At 61.8% G+C, this 23,978-nt stretch carries 23 protein-coding genes; 15 read left to right on the top strand and 8 right to left on the bottom strand.

Going from position 1 to position 23,978, the window contains the following annotated elements:
• The 9 genes from Q5Y75_RS05330 to ribD all read left to right on the top strand — a co-directional run bounded on the left by Q5Y75_RS05330 (position 1) and on the right by ribD (position 8,452).
• Positions 1 to 570: a DUF6151 family protein gene (locus Q5Y75_RS05330; RefSeq protein ID WP_306195037.1), complete on the top strand. Its 570-nt coding sequence runs from the start codon at positions 1 to 3 to the stop codon at positions 568 to 570.
• Between the two features lie 167 nt (positions 571 to 737).
• Positions 738 to 1,073 (top strand): hypothetical protein, encoded by a 336-nt coding sequence (locus Q5Y75_RS05325; protein WP_306195035.1) that lies wholly within the window; start codon positions 738 to 740, stop codon positions 1,071 to 1,073.
• Position 1,074: 1 nt separating this feature from the next.
• On the top strand, positions 1,075 to 3,027 hold the full coding sequence (dnaG, locus tag Q5Y75_RS05320) for a DNA primase (protein ID WP_306195033.1): 1,953 nt from the start codon (positions 1,075 to 1,077) through the stop codon (positions 3,025 to 3,027).
• 112 nt (positions 3,028 to 3,139) lie between these two features.
• A complete protein-coding gene (gene rpoD / locus Q5Y75_RS05315) occupies positions 3,140 to 5,137 on the top strand; it encodes an RNA polymerase sigma factor RpoD (protein ID WP_306195032.1) in 1,998 nt (665 codons plus the stop codon).
• Positions 5,138 to 5,299: 162 nt separating this feature from the next.
• On the top strand, positions 5,300 to 5,713 hold the full coding sequence (locus Q5Y75_RS05310) for a hypothetical protein (RefSeq protein ID WP_306195031.1): 414 nt from the start codon (positions 5,300 to 5,302) through the stop codon (positions 5,711 to 5,713).
• A gap of 129 nt (positions 5,714 to 5,842) precedes the next feature.
• Complete coding sequence (locus Q5Y75_RS05305) at positions 5,843 to 6,277, top strand: hypothetical protein (RefSeq protein ID WP_306195030.1); 435 nt, start codon at positions 5,843 to 5,845, stop codon at positions 6,275 to 6,277.
• A 60-nt stretch (positions 6,278 to 6,337) separates the two neighbouring features.
• A complete protein-coding gene (locus Q5Y75_RS05300; RefSeq protein WP_306195028.1) occupies positions 6,338 to 6,748 on the top strand; it encodes a secondary thiamine-phosphate synthase enzyme YjbQ in 411 nt (136 codons plus the stop codon).
• A 136-nt stretch (positions 6,749 to 6,884) separates the two neighbouring features.
• Positions 6,885 to 7,355, top strand: a complete 471-nt coding sequence (gene nrdR, locus Q5Y75_RS05295; RefSeq protein ID WP_306195025.1) for a transcriptional regulator NrdR — start codon at positions 6,885 to 6,887, stop codon at positions 7,353 to 7,355.
• Entirely contained in the window at positions 7,352 to 8,452 is a 1,101-nt protein-coding gene (gene ribD, locus Q5Y75_RS05290; RefSeq protein WP_306195023.1) for a bifunctional diaminohydroxyphosphoribosylaminopyrimidine deaminase/5-amino-6-(5-phosphoribosylamino)uracil reductase RibD, read from the top strand. Before nrdR ends, ribD begins: the two co-directional genes overlap by 4 nt.
• A 4-nt stretch (positions 8,453 to 8,456) precedes the next feature.
• Here ribD and Q5Y75_RS05285 read toward each other — a convergent pair whose 3' ends face one another.
• The 3 genes from Q5Y75_RS05285 to Q5Y75_RS05275 form a co-directional block, all read right to left on the bottom strand.
• Positions 8,457 to 10,457 (bottom strand): capsule polysaccharide biogenesis protein, encoded by a 2,001-nt coding sequence (locus Q5Y75_RS05285; RefSeq protein WP_306195021.1) that lies wholly within the window; start codon positions 10,455 to 10,457, stop codon positions 8,457 to 8,459.
• A gap of 3 nt (positions 10,458 to 10,460) precedes the next feature.
• Positions 10,461 to 11,582: a polysaccharide biosynthesis/export family protein gene (locus Q5Y75_RS05280; RefSeq protein ID WP_371933232.1), complete on the bottom strand. Its 1,122-nt coding sequence runs from the start codon at positions 11,580 to 11,582 to the stop codon at positions 10,461 to 10,463.
• 105 nt (positions 11,583 to 11,687) lie between these two features.
• Positions 11,688 to 13,007 carry a capsule polysaccharide biogenesis protein gene (locus Q5Y75_RS05275; RefSeq protein WP_306195016.1) on the bottom strand — a complete coding sequence of 440 codons (1,320 nt, stop codon included), beginning with the start codon at positions 13,005 to 13,007 and terminating at the stop codon, positions 11,688 to 11,690.
• A gap of 129 nt (positions 13,008 to 13,136) precedes the next feature.
• Between Q5Y75_RS05275 and Q5Y75_RS05270 the strand changes: the two genes are divergently transcribed.
• From Q5Y75_RS05270 to Q5Y75_RS05255, 4 genes are all read left to right on the top strand, one after another.
• Complete coding sequence (locus Q5Y75_RS05270; RefSeq protein WP_306195014.1) at positions 13,137 to 13,724, top strand: riboflavin synthase; 588 nt, start codon at positions 13,137 to 13,139, stop codon at positions 13,722 to 13,724.
• Positions 13,725 to 13,806: 82 nt separating this feature from the next.
• On the top strand, positions 13,807 to 14,589 hold the full coding sequence (gene surE, locus Q5Y75_RS05265; RefSeq protein WP_306195011.1) for a 5'/3'-nucleotidase SurE: 783 nt from the start codon (positions 13,807 to 13,809) through the stop codon (positions 14,587 to 14,589).
• Positions 14,586 to 15,233 (top strand): protein-L-isoaspartate(D-aspartate) O-methyltransferase, encoded by a 648-nt coding sequence (locus Q5Y75_RS05260; RefSeq protein ID WP_306195009.1) that lies wholly within the window; start codon positions 14,586 to 14,588, stop codon positions 15,231 to 15,233. Before surE ends, Q5Y75_RS05260 begins: the two co-directional genes overlap by 4 nt.
• A 69-nt stretch (positions 15,234 to 15,302) precedes the next feature.
• Positions 15,303 to 16,490 carry a LysM peptidoglycan-binding domain-containing protein gene (locus Q5Y75_RS05255; RefSeq protein WP_306195007.1) on the top strand — a complete coding sequence of 396 codons (1,188 nt, stop codon included), beginning with the start codon at positions 15,303 to 15,305 and terminating at the stop codon, positions 16,488 to 16,490.
• Between the two features lie 34 nt (positions 16,491 to 16,524).
• Here Q5Y75_RS05255 and Q5Y75_RS05250 read toward each other — a convergent pair whose 3' ends face one another.
• The 5 genes from Q5Y75_RS05250 to Q5Y75_RS05230 all read right to left on the bottom strand — a co-directional run bounded on the left by Q5Y75_RS05250 (position 16,525) and on the right by Q5Y75_RS05230 (position 22,570).
• Entirely contained in the window at positions 16,525 to 17,361 is an 837-nt protein-coding gene (locus Q5Y75_RS05250) for an extensin-like domain-containing protein (RefSeq protein ID WP_306195005.1), read from the bottom strand.
• Positions 17,358 to 18,278 carry a prephenate/arogenate dehydrogenase family protein gene (locus Q5Y75_RS05245; RefSeq protein ID WP_306195003.1) on the bottom strand — a complete coding sequence of 307 codons (921 nt, stop codon included), beginning with the start codon at positions 18,276 to 18,278 and terminating at the stop codon, positions 17,358 to 17,360. The genes Q5Y75_RS05250 and Q5Y75_RS05245 overlap by 4 nt, the downstream gene beginning before the upstream one ends.
• Positions 18,275 to 19,360, bottom strand: coding sequence for a histidinol-phosphate transaminase (gene hisC / locus Q5Y75_RS05240; RefSeq protein WP_306195001.1), 1,086 nt, complete (start codon positions 19,358 to 19,360; stop codon positions 18,275 to 18,277). Before hisC ends, Q5Y75_RS05245 begins: the two co-directional genes overlap by 4 nt.
• A gap of 59 nt (positions 19,361 to 19,419) precedes the next feature.
• Positions 19,420 to 21,063 (bottom strand): peptidoglycan-binding domain-containing protein, encoded by a 1,644-nt coding sequence (locus Q5Y75_RS05235; RefSeq protein ID WP_306194999.1) that lies wholly within the window; start codon positions 21,061 to 21,063, stop codon positions 19,420 to 19,422.
• Between the two features lie 88 nt (positions 21,064 to 21,151).
• The gene (locus Q5Y75_RS05230) at positions 21,152 to 22,570 is read right to left on the bottom strand and encodes an aminotransferase class V-fold PLP-dependent enzyme (protein ID WP_306194997.1); all 1,419 of its coding nucleotides are present in this window, start codon (positions 22,568 to 22,570) and stop codon (positions 21,152 to 21,154) included.
• Positions 22,571 to 22,671: 101 nt separating this feature from the next.
• Here Q5Y75_RS05230 and Q5Y75_RS05225 point away from each other — a divergent pair, with 101 nt between their 5' ends.
• A complete protein-coding gene (locus tag Q5Y75_RS05225; protein WP_306194995.1) occupies positions 22,672 to 23,133 on the top strand; it encodes an Lrp/AsnC family transcriptional regulator in 462 nt (153 codons plus the stop codon).
• Positions 23,134 to 23,158: 25 nt separating this feature from the next.
• Complete coding sequence (locus Q5Y75_RS05220; RefSeq protein ID WP_306194993.1) at positions 23,159 to 23,968, top strand: M90 family metallopeptidase; 810 nt, start codon at positions 23,159 to 23,161, stop codon at positions 23,966 to 23,968.
• The last annotated feature ends 10 nt before the right edge of the window (positions 23,969 to 23,978 follow it).

The raw sequence follows: 23,978 nt of genomic DNA, 5'->3' as shown, positions 1-23,978 counted from the left end.
ATGGCGGAGTGCGACCTGACCTTCGGTTGTCAGTGCGGCAAGCTCCGCGGTATCGTGCGTGGCGTTTCACCTCGAAACGGCACGCATGTTTTGTGTTACTGCGTCGATTGCCAGGCCTTCGCCCGGCATCTGGGGGCAGAGTGGGCGATGGACCCCAAAGGCGGCACCGCCCTCTACCAGACCCTGCCATCGCGGCTCGAACTCACTCAAGGGGTCGAGCAACTGGCCTGTTTGCGCCTGACCCCCAAGGGCCTCTATCGCTGGTATGCTTCCTGCTGCAACACGCCGCTGGTCAATACGGTTGGCGCCAAGCTGCGCTTCATGGGCACTCTGTTGGCTGCTTACCCGGACGCGGACGTCTCTGATGTCATCGGGCCGGTCGTGGCCGTTGGCAACGTGGAGGATGCGACCTCGCCAACCGGGTTGAAAGCCAAGGGGCGGATGAAGATGGTCGCGCAGATTTTGGGACGGCATCTGCGCGCGGGGTTTCAGCGCGATGGCCGGAAAACACCGTTTTTTACGAGTGATGGCAAGGCGGTTGTCAGACCCGAGATCCTCGACCCCTCATAGCGCAGCAACAGCTTGTCAGCGAAAACGCGGAGTGCGCCGATTGACGGTTTTGCTCCGCGATCGCAGGCCCAGGGTCGCCACAAATGCGCATGACCCCAAAACGGCGATGGCAGCGCTGGCGGCAGGCGGGTAGTCTTGCGGCGTCTCAACTGATTCCGGAGGACCCGATGATCCGCTATGTGCTTGCTGCCTCTTTGCTGGCGACGCCCGTTCTGGCCAAGGAAACCAAGGAGGAAAGCTGCGGTTATCAGGCGCAGGTCATCCAGGCCATTCAGCAGGCGCGGCTGGACCGGGTGAAACAGGCCGATGTGATCTCGACGATTGCGGCGAGCAATCCAACATGGCCCGCGCAGTACAACGCCGCGATCCCGCAATTCGTGCCATGGGTCTATGAGCAGAAGATGCGCGATCTGCGCAAGACCGATCTGGGGGCGCAATTGCAGGCCCAATGTCTGGAGAACTGGGATAAGATCCAGAAGATGCAGAAAGAGCTGAACAACTGATATGTCGCTGCCGCCCGGCTTTCTGGATGAATTGCGCAGCCGCTCCAGCCTGTCACAGGTGGTGGGGCGCAAGGTCACATGGGACCCGCGCAAATCCAATCAGGGCAAGGGCGACATGTGGGCACCATGCCCGTTCCACCATGAGAAAACCGCGTCATTCCATGTGGATGATCGCAAGGGGTTTTATTACTGCTTTGGCTGCCACGCCAAGGGCGACGCGATCAGCTTTGTAAAAGAGACCGAGAATGTCTCTTTTATTGAGGCGGTCGAGATTCTGGCGCGCGAGGCGGGTATGCCGATGCCCGAACGCGACCCGCGCGCGCAGGAAAAGCAGGATCGCCGCACGCAATTGGCCGAGGTGATGGAGCAGGCTGTGCAGTTTTTCCGCCTGCAACTGAAGACCGCTGCAGGGACGGCGGCGCGGGACTATCTGGTGAAACGCGGTCTGGACGGGGCGGCGGCTGAACGGTGGGAGATCGGCTTTGCCCCGGATGGCTGGCAGGGGCTCTGGGATCACCTGCGGGGCAAGGGCGTTGAGGAAGAGCGGATCATGGGCGCGGGGCTCGCCAAACCCTCGACCAAGGGCGGCAAGCCTTATGACACCTTCCGCAACCGCATCATGTTCCCGATCCGCGATGTGCGCGGGCGCTGTATCGCGTTTGGCGGTCGCGCCATGGATCCCAATGACAATGCCAAATACCTGAACTCGCCCGAGACCGAGCTGTTCGACAAGGGCCGCAGCCTCTACAATCACGGCCCCGCCCGCACCGCAGCGGGCAAGGGTCAGCCGCTGATCGTGGCCGAGGGCTATATGGATGTGATCGCGCTGGCCGAGGGCGGTTTTGGTGCTTCGGTCGCGCCGCTGGGGACGGCGGTCACCGAACATCAGCTGCAATTGCTCTGGCGGATCGCGAACGAGCCGATCATTGCGCTGGATGGTGACACTGCCGGTCTGCGCGCGGCGATGCGCGTCATCGATCTGGCCCTGCCACTGCTGGAGGCTGGCAAATCGCTGCGCTTTGCGCTGATGCCCGAAGGCAAGGACCCCGATGATCTGATTCGGGGCGAAGGGCCTGCAGCGGTGCAAAATGTGCTGGATCAGGCGATGCCGATGGTGCGCCTGCTCTGGCAGCGCGAGACCGACGACAAGGTGTTCGACAGCCCCGAGCGCAAGGCGGCGCTGGACAAGGCGTTGCGCGAAAAGATCAAGCTGATCCGTGACCCGTCGATCCGGTCGCATTATGGGCAGGAGATCAAGGATCTGCGCTGGGAATTGTTCCGCCCGCAGCGCAAGCCGAAACAGGGGACCTGGCAACCGCGTGGCAAATGGCAGCCGCCGAAACCGACACCGCTGCCACAGACCCGCGCCTCGCTGCTGGCCTCGCAAGGCGAGCACAGCCAGATCCAGATGCGCGAGGCTGTCATTCTGGCCGCCGCCATCGCAACGCCCGAAGTCGTGGTCCAATTTGAGGCGCAGATCGAAGAGATGGAGTGCCGCGATCCCGACACTGCGGCGCTACGCGATCAGGTCCTGCGCCACGCGATTGATGCACCAGAACACCTATCGGACAGAATTCACGAGGCGCTTGGCCCCGAGGCCCTTGAAAATCTGCACAGGTTTCGCCATGTGGCCATCAGCCCCTGCGTGCGCCGACCCGGCGATGTCGAACTGGCCGAGATGACCCTGGCCGAAGAACTCGCAAAACTCACCGCGCTGCGCGGGCTGACCGCCGAGATGGCCGAAGCACGCGAAGAGATTGCCGAGCTCGAAGATGAGGCGGTGACCTGGCGGGTGGCGCAGGCCGCCGAAGAGCATAATCGCGCCAGTCGCTCGCAGAACGAGGACAAGGCGATCTTTGACGTGGCCGACAATGGCGCGCGAATCAAGCGGGACGAACGGGACGCGCTGGATGCAATTGTCTCGGGAATCAACTTTGAACGAAAACGCCGATAGGGGCGTTTTGCTAAGGAACATGGGAAAAAAACAGGGTAAACGGGTGGCCGAATCAGATCTTCGCGCTAATGATTCGTTTCAGCCGAATCACCCAGCCCTGCAGGAGCATTGAATGGCCGCCAAAGACACCAACGACGACCGCAAGCCCGACGAACAGGAACCCGAAACATCGCTGGATATGAGCCAGGCCGCGATCAAGAAGATGATCGCCGAGGCCCGTGAAAAGGGATACATCACCTACGATCAGCTCAACCAGGTGCTGCCGCCCGATCAGGTCAGCTCTGAACAGATCGAGGATGTGATGTCGATGCTCTCTGAAATGGGCATCAATATCATCGAAGATGAAGAGGCCGAAGAGGAAGAGCAGAAGGGCTCGACCGATCTGGTCACCACCGAAGGCGCGCGTGAAATCACGCTGGCCAGCGCCGCAACCGAAAAGCTGGATCGCACCGACGATCCTGTGCGCATGTATCTGCGCGAGATGGGGTCTGTCGAACTGCTCAGCCGCGAGGGCGAGATCGCCATCGCCAAGCGGATCGAGGCCGGGCGCAACACGATGATCGCAGGGCTCTGCGAAAGCCCGCTGACCTTCCAGGCGATCACCATCTGGCATGACGAACTTCTGTCCGAGGACATTCTGCTGCGCGATGTGATCGACCTTGAGACCACGTTCGGCAACCAGATGGGCGAGGACGATGAAGGCGACGCACCTGTTGTTGCCCCGGCAGCCGCGCCTGTGGATGCGGCGAAACCCGCCAATACCGACAAGGGGCCGGAACTGGATGCCGATGGCAATCCCATCGCACAGGACGATGACGAGGACGAGGACGATCAGGCCAATATGTCGCTGGCGGCGATGGAAGCGGCCCTGAAAGATCAGGTGCTGACCACGCTGGAACGGATCTCGTCGGACTACGCGCAGCTCAGCGAGATGCAGGACAACCGGATTTCGGCCACGCTGAACGAGGATGGCTCTTTCAGCAACCAGGACGAGGACACCTATCAGGCGCTGCGGTCCGAGATCGTGGAACTGGTGAATGGGCTGCACCTGCATAACAACCGGATCGAGGCGCTGATCGACCAGCTTTATGGCATCAACCGCCGGGTGATGTCGCTGGACAGCGCAATGGTGAAGCTGGCCGACCAGGCCCGCATCAACCGCCGCGAATTCATCGACACCTATCGCGGGCGCGAGCTTGATCCGAACTGGCTGACCGAAATGGCTGAAAAGCCGGGCCGGGGCTGGCAGATGTTCATCGAACGCTCCACTGACAAGGTCGAGGAACTGCGCGCCGACATGGCGCAGGTCGGCCAGTATGTGGGCCTCGACATCAGCGAATTCCGCCGCATCGTCCAGCAAGTCCAGAAGGGCGAGAAAGAGGCGCGTCAGGCCAAGAAGGAAATGGTCGAGGCGAACCTGCGTCTGGTGATCTCGATCGCCAAAAAATATACCAACCGCGGGTTGCAATTCCTTGATCTCATCCAGGAAGGCAATATCGGCCTGATGAAGGCGGTGGACAAGTTCGAGTACCGCCGCGGCTACAAATTCTCGACCTATGCGACCTGGTGGATTCGTCAGGCGATCACGCGGTCGATTGCAGACCAAGCGCGGACTATTCGTATTCCGGTGCATATGATCGAAACGATCAACAAACTGGTCCGGACCGGTCGTCAGATGCTGCACGAAATCGGTCGCGAGCCGACGCCAGAAGAACTGGCCGAAAAGCTGCAGATGCCGCTGGAAAAAGTCCGCAAGGTGATGAAGATCGCCAAGGAGCCGATCTCTCTGGAAACACCGATTGGTGATGAGGAAGACAGCCAGCTGGGCGATTTCATCGAGGACAAGAATGCCGTGCTGCCACTGGACAGCGCCATTCAGGAAAACCTCAAGGAAACCACGACCCGGGTTCTGGCCTCGCTCACCCCGCGCGAGGAGCGGGTTCTGCGCATGCGCTTCGGCATCGGCATGAACACCGACCACACTTTGGAAGAGGTCGGCCAGCAGTTCAGCGTGACCCGCGAGCGTATCCGGCAGATCGAAGCCAAAGCGCTGCGCAAGCTCAAACATCCCAGCCGCTCGCGCAAGCTGCGGTCGTTCCTGGATCAGTAAGACGCAATCACATCGCGTAGTGCTTTGAACCCACTGGCTTTCCAGTGGGTTCTTTTGTTGAGTGCCGGAGACGCTCTGACAAGGTTGTTATGCGCTCTGTTCCATCATGATCAGAGTTTTACCTTTGTAGGGCCGATCAATTAACCAGTCAGGAGCTTATAGATGAGACAGGCACTCGCTATCGCAACTTTCGCACTTGCCGCGCAAAGCGTGTCAGCTTCGGGTCAGAGCCCCGACTTCGTGTTCAACAAAGTCGCTGTGAACCAGGTCAACTCTGCGATTTTCGAAACCAGCCCGCGAGGGACGTCCAGAACGGATAACTTCTGGTGCGCTGCTTCTGAATACGCTGTGCGCAGGCTTGGGGCGGATTGGAAGCAAAATCTCTACGTGGTGCGTGGCTATGCGAGAAGTCAAACAACTGGAAGCCCGACGTCAGTGCAGTTCACGCTTGATCCAGGTGCCGCAAATGTCAGGTCGAAGTCGTCAGGGTTTGGCTCAGGTTTCAATCCCGGTGCGAATGTGACTGTTCAAAAAGCAAACACCAGATGCAACAGGATTCCGTTCAACGAGAGGTAAGTCAGGAGGGCGCGGCGGAAATAAGACACCTGCCGTGTCTTGGCGAACTTTCGTCCAGACATAACTGTGCTAGCTCCTCATTCCCGGCTAGGTTAATCACGTGTGTCGTACAACCGAGGGTTAGTCGGGATGAAGCTGAAAATTTTGATTGCCGCCATGGCCTTGGCTGCTTGTGATTTGCCTCCAGGGGAAGGAACCTCGAATAGATATGCATTCGTTTCACCCTATGGACCCCGTGTAAATCCCGTGAATGCACAGGAGTTTGAGGTGATCCTCGGGCCAAGTGGTACATTCGATGGCTACTGGTGCGGCGCTTCGGAATATGCGCGGCGCAAACTGGGGGCGGGGTGGTCGGACAGAATTTATGTGGCGAGTCCAATCGGCCCAAGCCTTACGACTGAACGGTCTTCAGCGGTACGTTTCACGCTTGATCCGGCGGCAATTGGAGTAACACCTACTGAGCAGTTCTTTCGGTGGGGCATCAACGTCGGTGACAGCATGACGATTTCGCAAGGGCGTACCCGATGCGAGACAGCTCTTCCTATCAGGGCAGGACGTTTCTGACATGCCCATCAGCGATGGAACCTGCCAGGACGGTTATGCGTAGGTTTTGCGTGAGGCGATATGATTGTGGAGCTTGAAATCGCGACCTGCGGGCAGGGTCTATATGAATTCACCGATGGCCTCCGCTCGACCGTTTCCACCAAAGGCGACGGATTGGTCACGTTGTTTGTGCGGCATACCTCCTGTTCGTTGCTCATTCAGGAAAATGCCGATCCCGAGGTGAGGACCGATCTGAAAGCCTTCTTTCAACGGCTGGTGCCGCCCTCGGATCATCCGTCGATGTCGTATCTGCGCCACACCTATGAGGGGCCCGACGATATGCCCGCCCATATCAAGGCGGCGCTCTTGCCAGTCAGTCTGCAAATCCCGGTCTCGCGTGGTGTTCCGATGCTGGGCACGTGGCAGGGCGTCTATCTGTTTGAGCATCGCGACGCGCCGCATCAACGCCGGATCGTGCTCCATTTCGCCTGATACAACACCATAATCTAGCGGTGCATTTTTCCGGCTACCCAAAATGCAGAGGGTAGCCTATAGTTGTGGATAAGTGGGCCGAAGCGCTCACAATTCGAGGCGGAAATACAAGTCAAGACAACGAGGGAGACGGCGAATGCGCTGCCCGTTTTGCGGAAATATCGACACTCAGGTCAAGGATTCCAGACCGGCGGAGGATCACGTTTCGATCCGGCGGCGGCGGTTCTGCCCGGCCTGCGGCGGCCGGTTCACCACTTATGAGCGGGTGCAATTGCGCGATCTGGTGGTCATCAAATCCAACGGCAAACGCGAGGATTTCGACCGCGACAAGCTGGAACGCTCGATCCGCATATCGATGCAGAAACGCCCGATTGAGCCAGATCGCATCGACCAGATGATCTCTGGCATCGTGCGGCGGCTGGAAAGCATGGGTGAAACGGATATTCCCTCCAATCGCATCGGCGAGATCGTGATGGAGGCGCTGGCCCGGATCGACACCGTGGCCTATGTGCGCTTCGCCAGTGTCTACAAGAACTTCCAGGCGGCGGATGATTTCGAGGAGTTCGTCCACGAATTGCGTCCGCCAAACCCGCCCAGCGAAGAATGACGTCACCAGACGAAAGATATATGGCGTTGGCCCTGTCCCTGGGCCGACGCGGTCAGGGTATGACATGGCCCAACCCTGCGGTCGGATGCGTGGTTGTGCGCGAAGGGCGCGTCGTTGGGCGCGGCTGGACTCAGCCCGGCGGACGACCCCATGCCGAGACCGAGGCGCTGGCGCAGGCTGGGGAGGCCGCACGCGGTGCCACGGCCTATGTCTCGCTGGAACCCTGTGCCCATCAGGGCAGGACGCCCCCTTGTGCGCAGGCGTTGATCGACGCGGGCGTCGCGCGGGTCGTTGCCGCGGTTGAAGATAGCGATGCGCGCGTTGCGGGGCAGGGCTTTGCGATGCTGCGCGCGGCGGGGATCACGGTGGATACCGGCGTTCTGGATCAGCAGGCGATGCGCGATCATGCGGGGTTTTTCCTGCGCACCGAACAGGGGCGACCGTTGGTGACGTTGAAACTGGCGAGCAGTTTTGATGGCCGGATTGCCACCGCCACGGGGCAGAGCAAATGGATCACCGGCCCGCAGGCGCGCCGCGCCGTGCATGCGATGCGGGCACGCCATGACGCCGTGATGGTCGGGGCGGGAACCGCGCGTGCCGATGATCCCCCGCTGACCGTGCGCGATCTGGGCGTTGCGCAACAGCCTGTACGGGTTGTCGTCTCGCGCCATCTGGACCTGCCCTTGATGAGCCAGCTGGCCCGCAGTGCCGCCGAGCATCCGGTCTGGCTCTGCCATGGGCCGGGGGCGGACCATGAACGCATGCAAGCGTGGGAAGGATTGGGCGCAAAGCTGATCCCCTGCGCGGTGCATGGCACCCAATTGGATGCGGGTGACCTGTTGCAGCAGCTTGGGGCCGCAGGGCTGACACGGGTGTTCTGCGAGGGCGGTTCCGCGCTTGCGGCGTCGCTGTTGGCTGATGATTTGGTTGACGAGTTCGTGGGCTTTGGCGCCGGGCTTGCCATCGGAGCGGAGGGGCTGCCAGCGATTGGCGCGATGGGGCTGGACCGGCTGGAGGATGCGCCGCGCTTCACCCTGTCTGAAACCCACCAGATCGGCGCGGATATCCTGCACCGATGGACGCGCGCGTTGAAGTGACTGCTCAGCGCCAATAGGGCGCATAGGTTGCAAATACGCCTTGCAGCTTTGACAACAGCCGGTTGGCCAGACCTGGATGCGGGATGTCGCCGCTGGCCAGTCGGTCGATGGCCACCTCGACCGGGCAGGGCAGGGCGGTCACCGGATCGCGATAGCGCGGGTAATCGATCAGCACCGCATGGACCAGCCCCATCAGGTCGGGCCGCGCGCCGCGCCGCGCTGGAACTGGCCCCAGATCCTCGGTCAGGCCCCAGCCGGCATAAAACGGCGCGCCTAACGTTGTCACTTTGACGCCGCGCAAGAGCGCTTCGAACCCCATGAGTGAGGTCATGGTCCAGAGCTCGTCTATCTGCGCCAACAGGGCCGCCGGGTCACTCTGCTCGGCCACCAGATCGGCTAGGCCTGTGGCGTCGAGCTTACCCGCACGCAGACCTGCCTCGACATCCGGGTGCGGTTTGTAGATCAAGACCGCGTCAGGATGGGCGGCGCGCGCGGCTTGCAGCAGGTCCAGATTGGTCCGCACCAGCTCGGTCCCCTGCAGGATTGAGGCATCGTCCTCGACCTGTCCCGGTACCAGAATGCGATACCCCGCTGGCAGGTCCGGCTGGTCACCCGCCAGATTGTATTTGGTCACACCATTTGCGGTCAGCCGCGCCACCAGCCGCTCTGCGCGTCTGCGTTCACCATCGCTCAGGTGTTCACGCCGCGCGATCATCTCTTCCAGATCAGAAGGGCGCTTGGGGTCGTAATAGATGCCGCTGGTGTCGGTCACCAGGGAGAGGGGCGGCACCAGCTCCGCGCCCAGACCGCGCGAGCGCAGGAAGCCATCCTCGACCAGGGTGGCATCGTTATCCGCATCGGCTTTCGAGGCCCAGATCATGCGTGGGTGGGTGTCGTCCGGCGGGCGGGTTTCGGTAAAACTGACCTTGCCGTGGCTGCCAAAAAACCGCCGGATCGCCGGGCGTTTCCACAGCCGCATGCCCGAAGCGATCCAGCCGTGATGATCCTGTCGCCAGGCCCGTGCCTGCGCCTCCATCATATCCAGTGCGCATTCCAGATCGCAGAGCCGGTCGCGGCAAGGGTCGTACCAGACCGGATAGAGGATCATCGCCGCCGCAAAAAGCTGCGCCTTGGTCAGCTTGCGTTCGCGCCGGGGAACCGGGTTTTCATCCTGCGTCAGACCCCAGCCCGCATAAAAAGGAGCGCCGAAGATGCGCGGCTTGTGCCCCGCCAGAATGGCCTCGAACCCAAGTTGCGAGGACAGCGTATAGACACCCACCGCCCCCTCCAGCAGTGACCACGGGCTGATGGGCTGATCCAGTAGGCTGACGCGGTGATTTTCGTCCGCCTCTGAATAATAGCCGCCCCGATAGCCTGCCGTGGTTTCGGGATGAGTCTTGATGATCACCCGGGCGCCGGGATGTTCCTCCTGTGCAAAGACCAGCATCTCGCGGAACAGCGCGTCATTGCCGCCGCTGGCCCGGACCGACGCATCGTCGCGCGTCTGATCCACCACCAGCACATAGCCGGGCTCGGGTGGGGGCAGCGACGGATCGACGGCGCAATATTTGCTCAGATGCTGGGCGCGCATCCGGGCTATTGCGTCACGCGCGCGGTTTAGCAGCGCCGTGTCATCCAACGGATGCGTGGTCAGCAGAGCCTCCAGATCGGAAGGGATGGTGGCATCGAAATGCACGCCCGCGCGATCGAGATTGAGGCCGATGGGCGACTCACCAGCGCGGCCCGGATGCAGCGAGCGCAGAAAGCTGTCCTCGACCCGCAAGAGTGGGACGCCACGGCGCGCCGCGATGGCCTTGCCGCGATGGGCGGTTGGGCTGTCGCCCCAGATGCCCACCAGATCATCCGCACCCGACAGTCCGACGCGGATGTCATAACCGGCCAGCGAGAGAATGCGGCGCACCCGGCGTTGGGTCAGGAAGCCGCCGTTATAGACAAACAATCGGTGGCGATCACCACCAGCTGCCTGTTCAAATTCTGAGGTCACAGATCAGTTCGTCAGCGTCTTGACGTTGGCAAAGGGTGTCAGGCCACCCGCGATGAGCGAGATCGCCTTGGTCCATTGCGCATAAGGCGCTTCGGTCACATAAAGCGTATCCTCGTCCCGGATCACGAAATCCCGCGCCAGGAACAGCCCGTTGGGTTCGGTCAGGTTCAGCACATAGACCATCCGCTGCGCGCCTTGAAGGTCGTTGCGGCCCAGAACCTGACCCGCAATTTCGGCCGGCTCGTTGCGCAGGACAAAAACGCCCGTCGGGTCCGAAGCGGAAGAGATAAGTCCGCCAATCTGTGCGATCGCCTCCAGCGCTGACAGATCCTGTGTCTCGAACGGGACACGCGCCTGGCTCTGGGTCGCGCCGAGAGCTGTGAATGTACGGTCGTCTTCTTCGACCAGAATGCGATCGCCGCCGCGCAGCGCCACGTCCAACTCGGGATGCTGAAACAGATCCTGATACCAGATCTTGCCTTTCTGGCGCCCGCGAATGACGGTTACCTGGGCAATTTCAGGCTCGATAACGATGCCACCCGCCTGTGCCAGCATGGCAGACAGGGTGCGCGTCGGGCGCTCGATGGGAAAGACACCCTGTGCCCCGACCGAGCCGGTGACCGAGACGGTTGCGCCATCACCTGCCAGGCGTCGCACCTCGACCTGCGGGTCCGGTGTCTGTTCTTCCAGTTTTGCGGTGATCTCCTGGCGCAGCTGATTGGGGGTACTGCCCGAGGCGCGCACCCGTCCGGCATAAGGCACGAAGATAAACCCGTCGCTGTCAACCTGCACCTCTTCCAGAGGGGTCGAGTTGCTGACCTCACCTGAAAGCAACCCATCATCGACGTTTTCCCAGATGGTCAGGCCCAGAACGTCACCGGGGCGAATCGTGTCAGAGGTGAGCTGCGAGGCTGATTTGAAGCTGTCGGAAAACCCAAGCGCAGGCACCACGGCGGTTGCACGCGTCACGCGGTCGTTGACCGCCACGACAAAAGAATCGCCTTCATTTTGCACCGAACCCGCAAAAATCTGGTTTTTGCTTGGTCCGGAACGGGGCAGCGAACAAGACGTCACCAGACCCAGAACAGCCAGCAACGCAATGGGTTTCGCCCAGCGATTGGAAATGGAATTCACTGTCGGTCTCCTCGACCCTTTTTGTAGGCCTGCCTCGGGTTTCGGGGCAAGCTACCGAAATCGAGCGTCAATTTCCAGAGGCCGCGGGTGCGACAGTCAGTTCACCAGACGTAACTGTTGCTGTGGAGCCGCGTTTCCCGCTTTCAGCATTTCATAGGGATCGCCGGGTGCCAGCATCATGTCAACCACCTGTCGCAGCAATTGCTGACGCCCCTTGCGGGCGTAATACCCGCCGGGCACCTGGCTGGTTTCCAGCAGATATCGCCGATAGCAGCGATAGGCGTCTTTGTCGGGGCGCGCGGGGGTTTCGAAGAACGCAGCCAGCGGCTGATCCGAGACGAATTCGGGCTTTGCATAGACCGCCGTGCCGAAGATTTTCAGGGGAATGCCGCGCCACAGCACCTGCTGCCCCGAGGTGGAATTGACCGTGACCGCACTGCGCGCGTGATCCAGCAGTTGTGCCAGCTTGCCGCCGCGCACATAATGCACGCGCGCGCCGATCCCGTGTTCGCGGGCCAGCCGCCGGACCTCCTGACGCAGCGGGACGCGGTCATTTTCGAGCGGATGCGCCTTGATCACCAGATGATGATGGCCCGGTGCGCCTTCGGCGAATCCTTTGAACAGGGCGCCGAGAAACTCACTCATGCGGGCAAAGGGCGAGTGGTTCTGAAACGAGCTGTCCTGCTCAAGTTGCAACAGAGCAAGGTGATAGGGAAACCCGCCGCTGCGCACGCGTAACGTGGCGATGCGGCGCTCGATCGCGTGAACCGGCATCAGCAACAACCGTTTCAGGTAGAGCTTGAACTCGGCCGTCACCGGAAACTCGCGATGGGGCTGGAAGTTCCGGTAGCGGCGGTTCCGGAACATGACGAACCAGTGATACAGCGCGCCATAAAAGATGTGTTCACGCATGTCGCCCCAATGGGCGGGGGGCGGCGGAGAATCGTGATCCGAGTGATCCAGATCGTCCTGCATCTGCGCCACGCTCATGTCCATGAGCCGCGAATGACCGTTCGAGCCGTCGCGCTCATAGGTCACCCAATAGGGGCGCAGATAGCCTTCTTCGAACACATGCACTTTCGCCCCGCGCGCATGGGCGATCCGGATCGCGTTTGCGTGGATCGGTCGGGCATCGCCATAAAGCACGATATCGGTCACCCCGTGCTGATCCAGAAGCGCGCTCAGCGCATCGGGCCAGTCCGCAAGGGTTCCGCGATAGGGAATAAAGCGCGCCGCGTGACGCCAGAAGGCCTGGTCGCCCGCGTTGAAGCCCACGCGCCAGGTTTCGGCACCGGTGGCGTGCAGCATCCGGGCCAGGCTGTGGAAGAACGGCCCATGCGGACCTTGCAGGAACAGGAACACGCGCCGTGCTTTCGGCGGCGTGGCATCGTCCGGTTTTTGGGCCTCTTGGATCATCTGCGCGATACTGCTCTGTCTTTTGGTCGAAACTATGACCAGAACCGCACTTGCAGGCAAGCGGGGGCTTGCCCGTTGCGTGGTGCGTCGTTAGGTCAGCAATAAGGCAAACACGCAGAGGTTTCGAAAATGTTCACGGGTATCGTCACGGATGTGGGCACGGTCATCGAACTGGATCAGCAGGGAGACCTGCGGGCGCGTATCCGGACCGGGTATGATACGGCGGGCATCGATATCGGTGCCTCAATCGCCAGCGACGGTGTCTGCCTGACGGTGATCGCGCTGGGTGAGGACTGGTATGACGTGCAGATCAGCGCTGAAACCGTGTCAAAGACCAACCTTGGCACCTGGCAGATCGGCAAGCGTGTCAATCTGGAACGCGCGCTCAAGGTGGGTGACGAGTTGGGCGGGCATATCGTGTCGGGCCATGTGGATGGCGTGGCCGAGGTGATCGCGGTCGAGGATGAGGGCGACAGCACGCGTGTCACCTTCCGCGCGCCGGACGATCTGGCCCGGTTCATTGCGCCCAAGGGCTCGGTTGCGCTCAACGGCACCTCGCTGACGGTGAATGATGTGCAGGGCGCCGAGTTCGGCATCAACTTCATCCCGCATACCAAAGAGGTCACAACCTGGGGTGAGGTTGCCACTGGCGATCACATCAATCTTGAGATCGACACGCTGGCACGCTACGTCGCGCGGCTGAACGAGGTCGGCTGAACCGCATCGGCAGCTTGCCGCGCATCCGGGCGAGGTCTATCAAGGCTGAACAAGGGCAGAGCTCAGACAGGGCAGGGACAATATGCGCATTCTTCTGACAAATGATGACGGCATCAACGCGCCGGGTCTCACGGTGCTGGAAGAGATCGCTGCCGAGATCGCTGGCCCCGATGGCGAGGTTTGGGTCGTGGCCCCTGCCTTCGAGCAATCGGGCGTGGGACACTGCATCAGCTACACCCGCCCGATGATGGTCATCAAGCTGGAGGATCGCCGCTATGCCGCCGAGGGCAGCCCGGCGGATTGCGTGATGGTGGCCGTGCATGACGTGATGAAGGATGCGGCACCTGACCTGGTGCTCTCCGGTGTGAACCGGGGCAACAATGCCGGTGAAAACACGCTCTATTCCGGCACCATCGGCGCCGCTATGGAAGCAGCGCTGCAGGGCTTGCCCGCCATCGCGCTGTCGCAGTTTTATGGCCCTGAAAATCGCGACCTTGAGGACCCTTTCGAGGTGTCGCGTGTGCATGGCGCGGGAGTGGTTCGGTCGATCCTCGACAACAGCCCGCCCGAGGACGGCGATTACCGCCTGTTCTACAACGTTAACTTTCCGCCGATCCCTGCTGGTGATCTGGCCGGTATTCGCGTTGTTCCTCAAGGCTATCGCCCGCATGCGCGGTTCTCAGTCATGCCACAGAATTCGCCCACGGGCCGCCGGTTTTTGTGGATACAGGGCGGCGATCAGCGCGAGCGCAGCGCGCCGGATACCGATGTGGCGGTCAATCTGGATGGCTATATCTCGGTCACGCCGATGCGCGCCGATCTGACGGCCCATGACCAGATACAGGCGCTGAAAGCGATCGAATGAGCGGACCCGACGCCGAAACCAAGATGCAGTTCCTCTATCACCTGCGCTCGCGCGGGGTGACCGATGCCAAAGTACTGGCCGCGATGGAAGAGATTGATCGCGGCCCCTTCGTGCGCGGGCTGTTCACGGGGCGCGCCTATGAGGACATGCCGCTGCCGATCGCCTGCGGGCAGACGATCAGCCAGCCCACGGTCGTGGGGATCATGACCCAGGCGCTGGAGCTGACACCGCGCGACAAGGTGCTGGAGGTGGGGACCGGCTCGGGCTATCAGGCCGCCGTTCTGGCCCGGCTGACGCGGCGGGTCTATACGATCGAGCGACACGCGCGGCTGGTGCGCGAGGCCATGCAGCTGTTTCACGAGCTCGATCTGGTCAACATCACCGCCATGGTCGGCGACGGATCGCACGGTTTGCCTGAACAGGCCCCTTTTGACCGCATCATTGTGACCGCAGCCGCCGAAGATCCGCCCGGCCCGCTCTTGGCGCAACTCAAGATCGGGGGTATCATGGTGGTACCGGTCGGCCAGTCCGATGCGGTTCAGACCCTGATCCGGGTGCGCCGGACGGAAACGGGCTATGATTATGACGAATTGCGCCCGGTGCGCTTCGTGCCCTTGCTGGAAGGGCTGGGAAAAGACGGCTGAACCGGGTAGGGCAGACCCGGCACATCAAGCCTCCGGTCAACAGGGGGCGCGGATTTTGAGGATTGAGCTATGGCAGTACCCTTTGTCGGTTCCCGGATGCGCTGGCCGCTGGCCATCGCGGCAACGGGGCTCCTCGCGGCTTGCGAAGGACCGCTGGATTATGATCTGCGCGGCCAGGTCGGAGCATTCAACACCACCGAAGCGGCCCAGAACGTCAACACGCAGGCCCGGCCAAGCCCCGATAGCCGGGGCGTGATCTCTTACCCGAATTATCAGGTTGCGGTGGCGCGACGCGGTGACACTGTCACCTCACTGGCGAACCGCGTCGGGCTGACGCCCAGCGAAGTGGCGCGGTTCAATGGGCTCAACGCCAATGATGGGCTGCGCGATGGCGAGGTCGTGTCGCTGCCGCGTCGGGTGGCCGAACCCGCGCCGGGCACCGGTAATGTGGATATCGCCACGCTCGCCGGGTCCGCCATCGATCAGGCACCCGACACCACGCCGGTACAGACCACGACGCTGGCCCCGGCCACGCCTGCCGCCCCCGCCGCAGCACCGGCCAAACCGACCGGTCCGGAACCGATCCGCCACAAGGTCAAACGCGGCGAGACCGCCTATACCATCTCGCGGCTCTATCAGGTGCCGGTCAAGTCACTGGCCGAATGGAACGGGCTCGGTACCGATTTCGCGATCCGCGAGGGGCAGTTCCTGCTGATCCCGGTTAAGGACCAGCCCGCGCCGATCCCGGTCGCCGTTGCTACCACCACCACGGCGGTGAGCGGGCCGGGGCAAGGCAGTCCGACCCCGACACCGCCCAGTTCAACCACCGCGCTGCCGGATGAGAAGATCTCGGCCAAGGCACCCGAAACGCCGGATGTGTCGCTGCAAGAGCAAGCCACCAGCAGTTCCGCGCGGCTGGGCTATCCGGTGACCGGTAAGATCATCCGGACCTATTCCAAGGGCAAGAACGAGGGGATCGATATCGCCGCCGCCCCCGGCACCGCCGTTCTGGCGGCCGAGGCTGGCACGGTGGCCGCAATCACCGCTGATGCCGACGAAGTGCCGATTATCGTGGTGCGCCACAAGAACAACCTGCTGACGGTCTATGCCAATGTGACCGATATCGAGGTCCAGAAGGGCGACAGTGTCAAACGTGGTCAGAAGGTTGCTCAGTTGCGCGGCGGCAATGACGCCTATGTGCATTTCGAAGTGCGCGAAGGGTTCGAGAGCGTTGATCCTGGACCCTATCTGAAGTGATTTGGCGCCCTGGTAGCCGTGGCCGGACCCGCGCCTAACGGCAGTAATTGCCGCCCCGGTAGCTGGCGGTATCCATGTGGAAATGATCCTGATGGTAGCGGTCGGCATTGGGGCCCAGCACAGTGCTAAACGGGCCGCAGGCCGAGCGCCAGGCGCGAAGCAACGCCTTGCGGGACTGGCCAGACCGCCAGCCGCCCAAGATGGTGATGGTGCGGCCGGTATCCAGCGTGAAACCTGAGATATCGATCGCCTTGCCTTTTCCGTGCTCAGAGATTTTCCCACCGCGTTTATTATTGCGGGTCCGGCAGGAGTAATGCGCCGCAACTTCCAACCGGGCCACGCGCCCCATCGGCTGGAAGGCTGGCTTGACCCCGCGCTGCACCCATCTGTTCAGCGCCTCCGCTGTCTCGCAGGTCATCACCGAGGGGCGGCTCAGCAAGACACCGCCAACCGATTTCACCCGCACGGCGTTCTTCGCGCCGCAGCCGCGCAGCTTGCCGGGAACATTGCCGATTTTCTCGCCCTGAATGTCGACATCACCGCAGACTGAGGTCTTGCGCAGCTTGCGTTTCTTGAAAAAGACCTTTTGTTCCAGCCCCTTCGGTCTCTCTGAGGGACGCAGCGAGATAGCAGGTCCGGGTGTGATCGACTCCAGGATGCGCGCGGTCGCCTGCAGCGCCTGCTCAGAGGGCGGGCGCGCGACCGGGCGGATGCGCGTAGTTGTGGCCACAAAGGCCGCGCGGGTCACCTCAACGGTTTCGACGGGGCGCATCTGCGGGCGGGGAGAGGTGTCGGGACTGAGCGCCTGCGCCATGTCGCTGCCGATCAGTGATGCGGCCATTGCCGCCAGACACCATCTCCACCTTGTCATGTCTTGGCCTTCCCTCGCCCGAAATCGGGGGCATCGGTATCCTGCCCCGCCTCGATAATGCCGCGTCTGATAGCACGGGTATGGGTAAAATAGTCAAATAACATGTCGCCATCGCCGGTGCGGATGGCCCGTTGCAGCGCAAAAAGCTCTTCGGTGAAACGGCCGAGAATCTCCAGCGTCGCTTCCTTGTTGGTCAGGAACACATCGCGCCACATGGTCGGGTCACTGGCCGCGATCCGGGTGAAGTCCCGAAAGCCCGCGGCAGAATACTTGATGACCTCGCTATCGGTGACCCGGCGCAGATCGTCGGCCACGCCCACCATCGTATATGCGATCAGGTGTGGTGCGTGGCTGGTCACCGCCAGCACCAGATCGTGACGCTCGACCTCCATCTCTTCGACGTTGGAGCCCAGCCCCTCCCAAAACGCGCGCAGTTTGGCGATCGCCTCGGGATCGCTGCCCTCGACCGGGACCAGCAGGCACCAGCGGTTGTCGAACAGCTCGGCAAAGCCGGATTCGGGCCCAGAATGCTCGGTCCCCGCCAGCGGGTGGGCGGGAACAAAATGCACGCCCTCGGGGATATGCGGCGACACCGCCTCGACCACGCTGCGCTTGACGGAGCCGACATCCGACACGGTCGCGCCGGGTTTCAGCGCCGGTTCGATCTCGGCAGCAACCGCGCCCATCGCGCCCACCGGCACGCAGAGCACCACCAGATCGGCGCCTTCCGCGGCCTCGGCGGCGCTGTCGCAGACCCGGTCACACAGCCCGATGCGGCGAGCCGTGTCGCGGGTGGCCTCGGAGCGGGCATAGCCGGTGACCTCACCAGCAAGGCCGGCCCGCTTGATCGCCCAGAACATCGAAGACGCGATCAGGCCCAGACCGATCAGGGCCACGCGGTCATATATCTGGCTCATGCCTGCCCCGCCTTAAAGCCGCGCACGGCCTCGGCGATCCGGCGACAGCCATCTTCGTCACCCACCGTGATGCGCAACGCGTTGGGCAGGCCATAGCCCGCCACTTTGCGCACGATCAGGCCCTGGGACTGCAGATAGGCGTCGCAGGCCTCTGCCTCGGTCTGATCGGCAAACCGCGCCAGAATGAAATTGGTGCAGGATGTGTCCGACGGCACGCCCGCCTCGGCCAGTTCCCCGGCAAGCCAGGCGCGCAGGCGCGTATTTTCAGCACGGCAATGCTCAACATAATCACGGTCGCGCACCGCCGCCTCTGCCGCAACCAACGCGGTGGAGGACAGGTTGAAGGGCTGGCGGATGCGGTTCAGCACATTGATGATGTCCTGCGGGGCATAGCCCCAGCCGACCCGCATGCCGCCCAGACCGTAGATCTTGGAGAAGGTGCGGGTCATGATCACGTTATCGCGCGCAGCCACCAGCGCCGCGCCGCCATCGAAACCCTCGACAAATTCCGCATAGGCCCCGTCCAGCACCAGGATCGCCTGTGGCGGCAAGCCATCGGCCAGCCGCGCAATCTCGCCTTCGGCCAACATGGTCGAGGTTGGATTGGCGGGGTTGGCGAGGAACACCACCTTGGTGCGCTCCGAACAGGTGGCCAGGATCGCATCCACATCGACCTTGCGCTCGCTCTCATCCACCTGCACCGGGGTGGCCCCGACCATGCGGGCCAGGATCGGGTACATGGAAAATCCGTGGCGCGTGTAGATTACATCGTCGCCGGGTCCGGCATAGGCATGGACCACAAATTGCAGCACCTCGTCCGAGCCGACGCCGCAGATGATCTGGTCGGGGTTCAGCCCGTGCACCTCGCCAATGGCGGCGCGCAGCGGCGCGTGATTGGTCGAGGGGTAGCGGTGCAGCAGCGCGGCACTGTCGCGGACCGCCTCCATCGCCTTGGGGCTTGGCCCATAGGGGTTTTCGTTGGAGCTGAGCTTGATGACATTGCTGACGCCCTTCACATGCGCAGCCCCACCCTGATAGAGGGTGATGTCCATAATTCCGGGCTGCGGTGTGAGTTTGTTCATGTCAGGCTCCTTGATGGACCCCTAATAGCGGCCTCACACCGCAGAGGAAAGCGGCAAGATCAGGCGGCTTTCTTCATCACCTTTGCCTTGCGCGCGAACTCGGCCTTGATCATGTTTTGCATCTTCTTGCGCAGCTCGGCATCTTTGCGCATCGCGTCATTGGCAAGCTTCTGCATCTGGCCTGCATTCTGCGATCCGTCCGAGGCGTTCACCGCATCGACCGCCGCCTTTTCGATCGCCTTGCCGGTCAGGCTTTCGGCCACTTTCACATAGATTTCGCCCGCATGTTTGCTGGCCAGCGTATCAAAAGTATCGGCGCCATAGAGCTTGACCAGATCACCGCGCATGGATTCCATGACCTTGGGTGCCATGGTCTTGCGCAGAAACGCCTCACCCGCGCCGGGCAGCTTCTTGGTGAACCCTTCCAGCGCCTTGGCCGAGGCATGGGACATGATGCCCGCCGTCAGCGTTTTGGCGACCGCTTCCTTCACCTCCTTGAGGTTCGGGGCGCGGCCCTTTTCGATCATGGGCTTCATCAGGCCGATGGTTTCCTTCAATGCGTTGGTGACCAATGCCTCACCCGCCTTGGAAGTGAGGAAGCGTTTGAAAAACGCCTCCGCCGCTTTTTTCGAGATATTGCCGGTGAGCTTCGGCAGCACCGCCGCCGCCAGCTTGGCCGCCAGCCCCTTGGACAGCGCATCCCCCAGCTTGCCGCCCGCGGCACCCGCGAGACCGGCGATGAAACTGTCGATGAACACTTTCTTGGCCGCCCCGTCCCAGGTCACCTTGTTGCCCGCGAGATATTCGCCAAACTGTCCGGCCCCTGATTTCAGCGCCTCGGTGCTGGCGGCGGCCACGGCATTGGCCTTGGCCGGGGTCATGCCTTTGGTGACCACCAGACGGGCGGTCATATAGGCCTCGACCGTGGCAAAGGAGGTGTCGCGCACCACTTCCAGACCGCTCAACATCGACCCCGCAGTGCTGATACGGGCTTGAATGAACTTCTTGTAGGATTTGACCGCCTTGTTATAGGCCTTCGTCGCCTTCTGATCCTGCTTGTAGACCTTGTTCCAATCCGGCGATGATTTGCCCGCCAATGTCTTCAGGAACGAGGCCTCGGAACGGGCATTCAGAATGTCGGTCCAGGGCGGGTCGGTCGTGTCGTTGACGGTGCTGACGGCAAATTCCACCAGCGCATTCATCAGCCCGTCCTGCGCCTGCCGTGTCTTTTCGATGTCGTTGCAGATATCGACCCAGACCTCGGCCTCGGAATACATCTTGTTGGCCTTGGACAGCACCTCTTTCTGCAGCGCTTTGACGCCGGCCTCGTATTCCTTCTTGGTGACCAGCTTTTTCTTGCCGCCTTCATAGACCTCATACACCTCGACCTTGGCGTCCGCCGAGACCTGCGCGGCCAGTTTCGGCAGGCCCGCATTCCAGGTGCGCATGCCGGGATCGACGATGCCGTCAGGCTTTTTGAAGCCCAGCTTTTTCTTCTGGAAATCGCGGATCGTCTTGATCAGCCCGGCATCGCATTTGCCGTTGACCGCAATCGCATACCCGTTCGCCTTCAGCATCAGGCGGACCAGTTCAACGTCACCGGGTTTGTTCTGTACCGGTTTGAATTTGGCGTTCTTCTTCTTCGGATCGGGTTTGGTAATTCGGGTCTTGTCACCAACAGGGGCGGAAATTTTCAAGGCCATGCCTCAGCTCCAAATGCAGAATAAAATATGGGCATAATCTGGCAAAGAGCGGAGGCGATGACTGTGAGCTGGTTCACATTATCAGCGTTCAGGCGGCCTTGAATCGGGCTGTCGTTGCGTCAACTTGGTAATGCGGCGCAAGCTCTGCGGTCCGGTGCGACAGGTCGTTGACCGCATCGATGATGAATTGCACCGTCTCTTCGCCCATCAGGTAGGAGAAGTTCAGCCGCACCCAGCCCGGCTTGCTCAGCTCATGTCCCGCCGCAAGCTCGTCATGCAGGGCCTGAGAGGCCGCGTGATCGATCCCCAGCAGGCGATGCGCATAAGGCCCGGCACAGGCGCAGCCGCCACGGGCCTGGATGCCGTAGACATCGCTCAGCATCCGGGTGAAGAGCTGCTGATGCACCGGCTGCCCCGTATCGTCGCGCACGAGGAAGGAAAAGATCGGCAGGCGATGCCCGGCATCGGTGCCCAGCAGGGTCAGGTTCGGATTGTCGCGCCAGCCCTCCAGCGCCATCTGGTTATAGCGTGCCTCGCGTTCCGCGATCATGTCGCTGCCCACCGCATCCTTGATGATAAAGGCCAGCGCGGCGCGGATATCGCCGATCACATTGGGCGTTCCGGCCTCTTCGCGGGCGGCCAGATCACCGCTGTAATCATGCCGCCAGGGTGAGACAAACGACACCGTACCGCCGCCGGGCCAGCTCGGACAGCTCCGCTGCACCGCGGCCTTGTTGACCACCAGCACGCCGGACGCGCCCGGTCCACCGGGGAACTTATGTGGTGAAATCACCACCGCATCCTTTTGCGCATCGCTTCCGGCGCGCATATCGATGGGCAGATAGGGGCCGCCCCCGGCATAGTCCCAAACCACCCGCGCGCCATGGCGGCGCAGCAGGCGGCTGACCGGGTCGGGGTCGGTGAGAATGCCGGTCACGTTCGAGGCTGCCGAGAAGCTGCCGATCATCAGGTCGGCGTCGCCATGCGCGCGCAGCGCGGCCTCCAGCGCGGCCAGATCGATCCCGCCGCCCGGCGCCTCGGGGATCTCGACAACTTCGGCCTTGCTCTCGCGCCAGGGCAGGATGTTGGAGTGATGCTCGTATGGTCCGATGAACACGACCGGACGATCCGCTTCTTCCACGCCCATCAGGCTGACCAAGCGGTTCAGACCCGCAGTCGCCCCTGATCCGGTGAAGATCACAGCATCGTCCTTGCCCGCATTCACCGCACGCGCGATCTCGGCCCGTGCCGCGCTGCGCAGCCGGGTCATGTAGGCACCGCAATAAGACGCCTCGGTATGACTGTTGGCGTAGTAGGGCAGCACCTGCGTGGCGATGAACTCCTCGACCTGACGCATGGCGCGCCCGGAGGCCACGTAATCGGCATAAACCAGCGGGACATCCCCAAAGAGACCGGGGACCATCACACCTTCGCCGATCAGCCCGTCGCAAAGGGTTCCAGCGTGCGTGGCGGCTTCTATACTGTTGCGAAACTGGGTGAATGGCATGGGCGTGGCTCCTTCTTTAGGATCAATATGACCCTCGCAAAGGCAAACATCTTCACCATTCTTTGTGGAATAATCCCAAATTATGTGTCAAATGATCTAAAATGAGCCATCAAGTAGATCATATTGACCTCAAGCTGCTGCGCGAGATGCAGTTGGACGCCAGCCTGTCGCAGCGCGATCTGGCGGAGAGGGTGGGGTTGTCTCAGAACGCCTGCTGGCGACGCCTGAAGGCTTTGACCGAGGCGGGGGTCCTGCAAGGGTCACGCGCCCGCGTCGCGCGGGAAAAGCTGGGGCTGACGCTGGTGGTATTTGTGATGCTGCGCACCCGGCATCATTCGGCGGAGTGGTTGCAGGCCTTTCGACGTCATGTGCTGACCATCCCCGAAGTGGTCGATTTTCATCGGATCGGAGGTGACTATGACTATCAGCTCAAGGTGGTGACGCAGGACATGACCAGCTATGACAAGGTCTATCAGCGGCTGATCGAAAAGGTGGAACTGGACAGCGTCACCTCTTATTTCGCGATGGAGGCGATTGCCGAAGGGCGACCGCTGCCGCTTTGATCCAATCTGAGGGTACGGTCCTACGATGCTGATCTTCTTTGCCATTCTGTTGCTGATCGCGGCGGCGCTGGGCTATCGCTATTGGTCGAAAAAACAGACGCGCCGTGCGCTGCTGGACACGCCGCTTTCCGATGCGCAGCACAAAACCATCGAAGATCTGGTGCCGATTGTGCGCAGGATGCCGCCAGAGCTGCGCGCGGGGCTCGATGGCAAGGTGAACCTGTTTCTGGATCAGGTGGATTTCGTTGGCTGTGACGGTCTGGACGTGACCGAGGATATGCGGCTCTCGATCGCGGCGCAGGCCTGCCTGCTCGTTGTGAATAGCGAGCTATGGTACGATAACTTGACAACCGTGCTGATCTACCCGAACGCCTTCAAATCGCGCCAGCGCCGGCATTCGGGCTATGTCGTGACCGAACAGGAGGTCGTGCGCACCGGGGAAAGCTGGGATCGCGGTCCGGTGATCTTGTCCTGGGCGCATAGCCGACAGGGCGGCCTAAATGATCACGACGGGCATAATGTCGTCTTTCACGAATTCGCCCATCAGATCGATGATCTGTCGGGGCGCACCAACGGGGTGCCTATCCTGAGCGAAGGGCAGAGCTTTGCCGAATGGGAACGCGTGTTCCTGACCGCTTATGAGGCCCATTTGCGTGCCGTGGAAACCGGGCACCAAACGGTGATCGATCCCTATGGCGCGGAAGGGCATGAGGAGTTCTTTGCCGTCTCGGTCGAGGTGTTCTTCGAAAGGCCGCAGGCGCTGAAAAGCGACGTGCCGGAGGTGTATGAGCAATTGTCGAAACTGTTTCGGCTCGATCCCGTTGGCTGGATCTGAGCGCGCCCGC

Origin of the sequence: Ruegeria discodermiae (assembly GCF_030758345.1) — a bacterium.
Classification (GTDB): Bacteria; Pseudomonadota; Alphaproteobacteria; order Rhodobacterales; family Rhodobacteraceae; genus Ruegeria_C.
The sequence above is the reverse complement of the archived record's forward strand: the minus strand, read 5'-3'. Positions and strand labels throughout refer to the sequence as shown.

What these genes read in the sequence shown, in the direction of transcription:
- Q5Y75_RS05305 (WP_306195030.1), top strand. Translation starts at nt 5,843, where the DNA reads ATGAAGCTGAAAATTTTGATTGCCGCCATGGCCTTGGCTGCTTGTGAT.
- Q5Y75_RS05230 (WP_306194997.1), bottom strand. Translation starts at nt 22,570, where the DNA reads ATGCCATTCACCCAGTTTCGCAACAGTATAGAAGCCGCCACGCACGCT.
- Q5Y75_RS05255 (WP_306195007.1), top strand. Translation starts at nt 15,303, where the DNA reads ATGGCAGTACCCTTTGTCGGTTCCCGGATGCGCTGGCCGCTGGCCATC.
- Q5Y75_RS05310 (WP_306195031.1), top strand. Translation starts at nt 5,300, where the DNA reads ATGAGACAGGCACTCGCTATCGCAACTTTCGCACTTGCCGCGCAAAGC.
- surE (WP_306195011.1), top strand. Translation starts at nt 13,807, where the DNA reads ATGCGCATTCTTCTGACAAATGATGACGGCATCAACGCGCCGGGTCTC.
- rpoD (WP_306195032.1), top strand. Translation starts at nt 3,140, where the DNA reads ATGGCCGCCAAAGACACCAACGACGACCGCAAGCCCGACGAACAGGAA.
- Q5Y75_RS05225 (WP_306194995.1), top strand. Translation starts at nt 22,672, where the DNA reads ATGAGCCATCAAGTAGATCATATTGACCTCAAGCTGCTGCGCGAGATG.
- Q5Y75_RS05300 (WP_306195028.1), top strand. Translation starts at nt 6,338, where the DNA reads ATGATTGTGGAGCTTGAAATCGCGACCTGCGGGCAGGGTCTATATGAA.
- Q5Y75_RS05245 (WP_306195003.1), bottom strand. Translation starts at nt 18,278, where the DNA reads ATGAGCCAGATATATGACCGCGTGGCCCTGATCGGTCTGGGCCTGATC.
- Q5Y75_RS05220 (WP_306194993.1), top strand. Translation starts at nt 23,159, where the DNA reads ATGCTGATCTTCTTTGCCATTCTGTTGCTGATCGCGGCGGCGCTGGGC.
- ribD (WP_306195023.1), top strand. Translation starts at nt 7,352, where the DNA reads ATGACGTCACCAGACGAAAGATATATGGCGTTGGCCCTGTCCCTGGGC.
- Q5Y75_RS05270 (WP_306195014.1), top strand. Translation starts at nt 13,137, where the DNA reads ATGTTCACGGGTATCGTCACGGATGTGGGCACGGTCATCGAACTGGAT.
- Q5Y75_RS05325 (WP_306195035.1), top strand. Translation starts at nt 738, where the DNA reads ATGATCCGCTATGTGCTTGCTGCCTCTTTGCTGGCGACGCCCGTTCTG.
- Q5Y75_RS05235 (WP_306194999.1), bottom strand. Translation starts at nt 21,063, where the DNA reads ATGGCCTTGAAAATTTCCGCCCCTGTTGGTGACAAGACCCGAATTACC.
- Q5Y75_RS05250 (WP_306195005.1), bottom strand. Translation starts at nt 17,361, where the DNA reads ATGACAAGGTGGAGATGGTGTCTGGCGGCAATGGCCGCATCACTGATC.
- Q5Y75_RS05330 (WP_306195037.1), top strand. Translation starts at nt 1, where the DNA reads ATGGCGGAGTGCGACCTGACCTTCGGTTGTCAGTGCGGCAAGCTCCGC.
- dnaG (WP_306195033.1), top strand. Translation starts at nt 1,075, where the DNA reads ATGTCGCTGCCGCCCGGCTTTCTGGATGAATTGCGCAGCCGCTCCAGC.
- Q5Y75_RS05260 (WP_306195009.1), top strand. Translation starts at nt 14,586, where the DNA reads ATGAGCGGACCCGACGCCGAAACCAAGATGCAGTTCCTCTATCACCTG.
- hisC (WP_306195001.1), bottom strand. Translation starts at nt 19,360, where the DNA reads ATGAACAAACTCACACCGCAGCCCGGAATTATGGACATCACCCTCTAT.
- nrdR (WP_306195025.1), top strand. Translation starts at nt 6,885, where the DNA reads ATGCGCTGCCCGTTTTGCGGAAATATCGACACTCAGGTCAAGGATTCC.
- Q5Y75_RS05275 (WP_306195016.1), bottom strand. Translation starts at nt 13,007, where the DNA reads ATGATCCAAGAGGCCCAAAAACCGGACGATGCCACGCCGCCGAAAGCA.